Raw genomic sequence first — 6930 nt, forward strand, 5'->3', positions numbered from 1 at the left:
TCCTCCACCTTGTAGGAGCGGACTCCGTCCGCGATTGCCGGGACCACCACGCCACTCCATCGGGGCGTCTCGTAAACCGCACCCATGAAAAAGGCCCGGGCACCGCAAGGTGCCCGGGCCTCTGCCAGCGGCGGCTGTCTGCGTGGTTACGGCATGACCGGCGGCAGGTACTGCAGGGTGGTCCCCAGCGCCCAGAGCAGGAACAGCACCAGGGGGATGTGCACCAGCAGCTGGACGAAGGAGAAGCCGATCAGGTCGCGGGCCTTCAGGCCCAGCACGCCGAGCAGCGGCAGCATGTAGAAGGGGTTGATCAGGTTCGGCAGCGCCTCGGCGGCGTTGTAGATCTGCACCGCCCAGCCCAGGTGGTAGTTCAGCTCGGTGGCCACCTGCATCACGTAGGGCGCCTCGATGATCCACTTGCCGCCGCCGGAGGGGATGAAGAAGCCCAGCACCGCGGAGTACACGCCCATCAGCAGCGCGTAGGTGTCGTGGGAGGCGATCTGCACGAAGAAGGTCGAGATGTGGTGCGCCACCGTGGCGCCGTCGGCGCCTTTCACCGTGGTCATGATGGCGGCGATGGAGCCGTACAGCGGGAACTGGATCAGCACCCCGGTGGTGGTCGGCACCGCGCGGGCCACGGCGTCGAGGAAGTTGCGCGGACGCCAGTGCAGCAGCGCGCCGACCATCAGGAACAGCAGGTTGTAGGTGTTCAGCCCGGAAATGGCGAGGATCGCCGGCTTGGTGGCGAACTCGTGGAACAGCCAGCCGGCCGCCAGGGCCACCAGCAGCAGGATCAGCAGCGGGCTGTGCTCCAGCCATTCGCCGGGGCGGCTGGGCTTGCTCATCTGCGGCGGGGTGAAGCTGACGTCGACGCCGCAGTCCTGGGCGTCACGGGCGTTGGACTCGCTCGGCGCGGTCATGTAGGCGATCACCACGGACACCACCACCAGCGCCAGCAGCATCAGGCCGGACTGCCAGAGGAAGATGGTCTCGGTGAAGGGGATCACCCCGGTGATGGCGAGGATCGACGGCGGCAGGCTGCCGGGGTTGGCCTGCAGCTGCGCGGCGGAGGACGACAGGCCCAGCGCCCAGACGGCGCCCAGGCCCAGGTAGGCGGCGGCGCCGGCGGCGCGGTAATCCATCTTCAGGTCCGTGCGGCGGGCCAGGGCGCGCACCAGCAGGCCGCCGAAGACCAGGCTCAGGCCCCAGTTGAGCAGCGAGGCGAGCATCGACACCACGGCCACCCAGGCCACCGCCGAGCGGCCGTTCTTCGGCACCCGTGCCAGCAGCGCGATCAGCCGCGAGGCCGGGCCGGAGCTGGCCACCACGTAGCCGCCGATGACCACGAAGGCCATCTGCATGGTGAAGGGGATCAGGCTCCAGAAGCCGTCGCCGAAGGCCTTGGCGGTCTCGCCGGGGGCCGCGCCCATGGCCAGGGTGGCCACGGCCACGATCAGCACCGCCAGGGTGGCGAACACCCAGGAGTCGGGGAACCAGCGCTCGGCCCAGGCCGAGCAGGCCATGGCGAAGCGCGCGGAACGGCTTTCCTGCAGTTGCAGTTTCGCGTTCATTTTTCCTACCTCGATTTATTGGAGTTATTTTTCTTTGTAACGCCGAACGCCCCGGAGTTCGTCCGGGGCGTCCGTCACGCAGGCACGCGGGGCTCGGTCAGTCGCGGACCAGGGCCAGGGCCACGCCCTGACCACCGCCGATGCAGAGGGTGGCGAGGCCCTTCTTCGCATCGCGGCGGAGCATTTCGTGCAGCAGGCTGACCAGCACGCGGCAGCCGGAGGCGCCGATGGGATGGCCGAGGGCGATGGCGCCGCCATTGACGTTGACCTTGGCGGCGTCCCAGCCCAGTTCCTTGCCCACCGCCAGGGACTGCGCGGCGAAGGCTTCGTTGGCCTCGACCAGGTCCAGCTCGCCCAGCTGCCAGCCGGCCTTGTCCAGGCAACGGCGGGTGGCGGAGACCGGGCCGATGCCCATGATCGCCGGGTCGACGCCGGCGCTGGCGTAGGCAGCGATGCGCGCCAGCACCGGCAGGCCCAGCGCCTTGGCCTTGGCGGCGCTCATCAGCAGCACGGCGGCGGCGCCGTCGTTGAGGCTGGAGGCGTTGCCGGCGGTGACGGAGCCGTCCTTCCTGAACGCCGGCTTGAGCTTGGCCAGGGCCTCGGCGGTGGTGCCGGCGCGCGGCTGCTCGTCGGTGTCGAAGCTCAGGGCCTCGCCCTTGCGCTGCGGGATACTCACCGGGACGATCTCGTCGCGGAAGCGCCCGGCCTCGATGGCGGCCACGGCCTTCTGCTGCGAGGCGGCGGCGAAGGCGTCCTGCGCCTCGCGGCCGATGCCGTACTTGTCCGCCAGGTTCTCGGCGGTGATGCCCATGTGGTAGTCGTTGAAGGCATCCCACAGGCCGTCGACGATCATGCTGTCGACCAGCTGCGCATGGCCCATGCGCAGGCCGGTGCGGGCCTTGGGCAGCACGTAGGGCGACAGGCTCATGTTCTCCTGGCCGCCGGCGATGACCACCTCGGCGTCGCCGCAGCGGATGGCCTGGGCCGCCAGGTGCAGGGCCTTGAGGCCGGAGCCGCAGACCTTGTTCAGCGTCAGCGCGGGCACCTCGTGGGGCAGTCCGGCGGCGATGGCGGCCTGGCGCGCGGGGTTCTGCCCGGCGCCGGCGGTGAGCACCTGGCCGAGGATGACCTCGTCCACCTGCTCGGGCTTGACGCCGCTGCGCTGCAGCAGCTCGCGGATGACGATGGCGCCCAGCTCGTGGGCGGGAATGTTCGCCAGGCTGCCCTGGAAGCTGCCGATGGCGGTACGGGTGGCGGCGACTATCACTACGTCTTGCATGATTGGCTCACTCCGGTGGCTTGGGCTGCCCTCTCCCCCCGCCCTCTCCCTGAAGGGAGAGGGAGCTGTCCGTGCCAGGATGACTCATGTGCTCATCCCGACTCCGAACCAGTCCCCTCTCCCGCTTGCGGGAGAGGGTTAGGGAGAGGGTGCTCTTGAAGCGTTGGATCAGAAGGTCATCTCTTTCACGTCGTCCGGCACGATCAGGCGCCCGGCGGTCTTCTCGGCGATCTCCTCGACGCTCACCCCCGGCGCGGTCTCGCGCAGGACGAAGGCGCCGTCCTCGATCTCCAGGTAGGCCAGGTCGGTGAGCACCTTGCGGATGCAGCCGGCGCCGGTCAGCGGCAGGCTGCAGCGGTCCAGCAGCTTGGACTCGCCGTCCTTGGAGGCGTGGGTCATGGTGACGATGATGTTGTCGGCGCCGGCCACCAGGTCCATGGCGCCGCCCATGCCTTTCACCAGCTTGCCGGGAATCATCCAGGAGGCGATGTTGCCCTGCACGTCCACCTCGAAGGCGCCGAGCACGGTGAGGTCGACGTGGCCGCCGCGGATCATCGCGAAGGACTCGGCGGAGGAGAAGATCGACGCGCCCTTCACGGCGGTCACGGTCTGCTTGCCGGCGTTGATCATGTCGGCGTCGAGGGTTTCCTCGGTGGGGAAGGCGCCCATGCCGAGCAGGCCGTTCTCCGACTGCAGCATCACTTCCATGCCCTCGGGCACGTAGTTGGCCACCAGGGTCGGGATGCCGATGCCGAGGTTGACGTAGTAGCCGTCCTTGAGTTCGCGCGCGACGCGCTGGGCCATCTGTTCGCGGGTCAGTGCCATGGTCTTGTCTCTCTTGTCCGGTGGGCTCAGGAACGCACGGTGCGCTTCTCGATGCGCTTCTCGAAGGTTCCCTGGATGATGCGGTCGACGTAGATGCCGGGGGTGTGGATCTGGCTCGGGTCCAGTTCGCCCGGTTCGACGATCTCCTCCACCTCGACCACGGTGATGCGCCCCGCGGTGGCCACCACCGGGTTGAAGTTCTGCGCGGTGTGGCGGTAGATGACGTTGCCGTAGTGGTCGGCCTTCCAGCCCTTGACGATGGCGAAGTCGCCGGTGATGGCCTGTTCCAGGATGTGCGGCCGGCCGTTGAACTCGCGGACCTCCTTGCCCTCGGCGACCGGAGTGCCGTAGCCGGTGGCGGTGAAGAAGGCCGGGATGCCGGCGCCGCCGGCGCGCAGTTTCTCGGCCAGGGTGCCTTGCGGGGTGAGTTCCACTTCCAGCTCGCCGGACAGCAGCTGGCGCTCGAAGAGTTCGTTCTCGCCCACGTAGGAGGCGATCATCTTGCGGATCTGCCGGTCTTCCAGCAGCACGCCGAGGCCGAAGCCGTCGACGCCGCAGTTGTTCGACACCACCGTCAGGCCCTTCACGCCCAGGCGGCGGATCTGCGCGATGAGGTTCTCGGGAATGCCGCACAGGCCGAAGCCGCCCGCCAGTACCGTCATGCCGTCGGTGAGCCCGGCCAGGGCCTCCGCGTAACTGCCAACCCGCTTGTCGAGTCCTGCCATGTCGCTGCTGCCTCTCTTGTAGTTAGGGTTTCCGACCGGCCGGTCGGAGAGCGTCTGCAGCTTCACCGCTGGGGACTGATTTGTTAAGTTTGTTTTTCCAATCGATTATTCGGCTTTGCTTATCAATGACCGTCAAGCAACTGCGTGCCTTCCTCGCCGTGGCCCAGAGCCTGAGCTTCGCCCAGGCCGGCGAGCGCCTGCACCTGTCGCAACCGGCGCTGAGCCTGGCAATCAAGAACCTGGAGGAATCCCTCGGCGGGCAGCTGCTGGTGCGCACCACCCGCAGCGTCGCCCTCACCCCCGAGGGCGAGACCCTGCTGCCCATCGCCCGGCGCCTGCTGGCCGACTGGGACAACGCCGAGGAACTGCTGCGCCAGCACTTCACCCTGCAGCTGGGCAAGGTCTCCATCGCCGCCATGCCCTCCTTCGCCGGCAACCTGCTGCCGGGGGCGCTCATGGCCTTCCGCCAGCGCTACCCGAAGGTCAACGTGGCGGTGCACGACGTGATCAACGAACAGGTCCTGGAGATGGTGCGCAACCGCCGCGTCGAACTGGGCATCGCCTTCGAGCCGGACAGCCTCGACGGCCTGAGCTTCCAGGCCTTCTACAGCGACCGCTTCGTCGCCGTGCTGCCGGCCGGCTCGCCGCTGGCCGGGCTACGCCGGCTGACCTGGACGCAGTTGCTGCAGCAGCCCTTCATCACCCTGCAGCGGCCCTCGGCGGTGCGCCTGCTGCTGGAAGACAGCGTGGCGGCCAGCCACGGCAGGCTGGCGGTGGCCTTCGAGAGCCACCAGCTGGTCACGGTGGGGCGCATGGTCGCCCAGGGCCTGGGGGTGAGCGCGGTGCCGCGCCTGTGCGTGCAGCAGATGGAGGAACTGGGGGCGCGCTGCGTGGACCTCTACGAGCCCACGGTGGAAAGGCGCGTGGGCCTGTTCAGCCTGGCCGAGCACAAGCTCTCCAGCGCTGCCCAGGCGCTGAGCGACGTGCTCTTGCAGATAGCCGACTGGCCGAGGTTGCAGCAGGAAGGGTACGGGGAAGGGAAAGCGGATTGAGCAAGGGGCGCGCGGCGCGGGCGGCATAGGGACACCGCCCGTTGCGCTGGGATCGTCAGATGTCGCTGCACATCTCGGTCTGGCGCAGGTACTCGAGCACGTGGACCTGGCCCTTGGAGTCGGCGTAGGTCATCTTCGCCGGGGCGACTTCGCAACGGTCGTTGGCTTGCTCGATGCTGATCACCTTGGCCACGTCGAGCTTCATGCCGTACTGGTAGACCACGGGCGCGGCGTCGGCGGCGTTGGCGGCCAGGGCGGCGCCCATCAGGGGGATGGCGAACAGGCTGAAAAGAGTGCGTTTCATGGTGGGATTCTCCGGTTTCCGGCGTACTGGCCATTTGGCCTTGCCGTGTATACAAATTTAGTTGAACGGCCGTTCCGGACACAGAGGCAATCCGACAAGGGATTAGTGCGCAACCCGTAACAATAGGGGCTTGCCAAGTCGCGCTGGCCTCGTATCGGGCCACCGGATGGGCATAAAGCGCGGCACCAATGGCAGGATTCGCTCGTATTGGCGCTTTGCAGCCAATCCGCTACGCGGCCACAATGGCAAGTCCGTTCGTCGCCAGGAGTGCCCCATGAAGCGCGTGGCCATGCTGCTGTTCCCCGGCGTGCAGGCGCTGGACGTCGCCGGCCCGCTGGACGTCTTCGCCGAAACCAACGCCTACGTGGCGCCGGGCAGCGGCTACCAGGTGCTGACGCTGGCCGAGCATGCCTTTCCCATCCCCGCCTCCAACGGCCAGCTGCTGGGCGCGCAGCACGAGCTGGACAGCGCCGTCGGCGGCTTCGACATCCTGCTGGTGCCCGGCGGCCCGCAGTTACCCGTGGAAGAACCGTCCACCGCCCTCCTCGCCTGGCTGCGCCGGGCCTGCGCCGAGACGCCGCGCTACGGCTCGATCTGCACCGGCGCCTTCCTGCTCGGCCACGCCGGCCTGCTGGACGGCAAACGCGCCACCACCCACTGGAGCGATGCGGCGCGCCTTGCCCGGCTGTTCCCCCGGGCACGGGTGGAGCCCGACAGCATCCACGTGCGCGACGGCGCGCTGGTGACCTCCGCCGGCGTCACCGCGGGCATCGACCTGGCCCTGGCGCTGGTGGCCGAGGACCATGGCCCGGCGGTGGCGCTGAGCGTGGCCAAGCGCCTGCTGGTGGTGGCCCAGCGCCAGGGCGGGCAGTCGCAGTTCAGCCCCTACCTGCAGGCGCCGGCCGCCGACGACTCGCCCATCGCCCGCGTGCAGCGGCACGTGCAGGCCCACCTCACGGACGCGCTGTCGGTAGCGGAACTGGCGGCGGTGGCGACCATGAGCGAGCGCACCTTCGCCCGGGCGTTCGTCCGCGAGGCCGGCATCACCCCGGCGGAGTTCGTCCAGCGCGCTCGGTTGGATGCGGCGCGGGGGCTGCTGGAGGGCAGCGGGCTGCCGCTGAAGGTGGTGGCCTGGCGCTGCGGCTTCGGCAGCGCGGCGCGGATGCGGCTGGTG

The 6930-nt window shown here is 68.8% G+C and carries 7 protein-coding genes; 2 read left to right on the plus strand and 5 right to left on the minus strand.

Annotation, left to right across the window (positions count from 1 at the left end):
- Positions 1–146: 146 nt before the first annotated feature.
- The 4 genes from DK254_RS29895 to DK254_RS29910 all read right to left on the minus strand — a co-directional run bounded on the left by DK254_RS29895 (position 147) and on the right by DK254_RS29910 (position 4400).
- Positions 147–1571, minus strand: coding sequence for a short-chain fatty acid transporter (locus DK254_RS29895; RefSeq protein WP_109936735.1), 1425 nt, complete (start codon positions 1569–1571; stop codon positions 147–149).
- Between the two features lie 97 nt (positions 1572–1668).
- The gene (locus tag DK254_RS29900; protein ID WP_109936736.1) at positions 1669–2850 is read right to left on the minus strand and encodes an acetyl-CoA C-acetyltransferase; all 1182 of its coding nucleotides are present in this window, start codon (positions 2848–2850) and stop codon (positions 1669–1671) included.
- Between the two features lie 168 nt (positions 2851–3018).
- A complete protein-coding gene (locus DK254_RS29905; protein ID WP_109936737.1) occupies positions 3019–3675 on the minus strand; it encodes a CoA transferase subunit B in 657 nt (218 codons plus the stop codon).
- Positions 3676–3701: 26 nt separating this feature from the next.
- Positions 3702–4400 carry a CoA transferase subunit A gene (locus tag DK254_RS29910; protein WP_089393719.1) on the minus strand — a complete coding sequence of 233 codons (699 nt, stop codon included), beginning with the start codon at positions 4398–4400 and terminating at the stop codon, positions 3702–3704.
- Positions 4401–4525: 125 nt separating this feature from the next.
- Here DK254_RS29910 and DK254_RS29915 point away from each other — a divergent pair, with 125 nt between their 5' ends.
- On the plus strand, positions 4526–5452 hold the full coding sequence (locus DK254_RS29915; RefSeq protein ID WP_109936738.1) for a LysR family transcriptional regulator: 927 nt from the start codon (positions 4526–4528) through the stop codon (positions 5450–5452).
- 55 nt (positions 5453–5507) lie between these two features.
- Here the strand turns inward: DK254_RS29915 and DK254_RS29920 are convergent, their stop codons facing one another.
- Positions 5508–5756, minus strand: coding sequence for a DUF2790 domain-containing protein (locus tag DK254_RS29920; RefSeq protein WP_089393721.1), 249 nt, complete (start codon positions 5754–5756; stop codon positions 5508–5510).
- 274 nt (positions 5757–6030) lie between these two features.
- Here DK254_RS29920 and DK254_RS29925 point away from each other — a divergent pair.
- Positions 6031–6930, plus strand: a 900-nt coding sequence (locus tag DK254_RS29925; protein ID WP_218281465.1) for a GlxA family transcriptional regulator, incomplete at its 3' end; no start/stop codon positions are given.

This window comes from Pseudomonas sp. RW407, from assembly GCF_003176655.1.
Classification (GTDB): Bacteria; Pseudomonadota; Gammaproteobacteria; order Pseudomonadales; family Pseudomonadaceae; genus Pseudomonas; species Pseudomonas delhiensis.

Coding starts and splice junctions, on each gene's coding strand:
- DK254_RS29915 (WP_109936738.1), top strand. CDS start 4,526: ATGACCGTCAAGCAACTGCGTGCCTTCCTCGCCGTGGCCCAGAGCCTG.
- DK254_RS29895 (WP_109936735.1), bottom strand. CDS start 1,571: ATGAACGCGAAACTGCAACTGCAGGAAAGCCGTTCCGCGCGCTTCGCC.
- DK254_RS29920 (WP_089393721.1), bottom strand. CDS start 5,756: ATGAAACGCACTCTTTTCAGCCTGTTCGCCATCCCCCTGATGGGCGCC.
- DK254_RS29910 (WP_089393719.1), bottom strand. CDS start 4,400: ATGGCAGGACTCGACAAGCGGGTTGGCAGTTACGCGGAGGCCCTGGCC.
- DK254_RS29905 (WP_109936737.1), bottom strand. CDS start 3,675: ATGGCACTGACCCGCGAACAGATGGCCCAGCGCGTCGCGCGCGAACTC.
- DK254_RS29900 (WP_109936736.1), bottom strand. CDS start 2,850: ATGCAAGACGTAGTGATAGTCGCCGCCACCCGTACCGCCATCGGCAGC.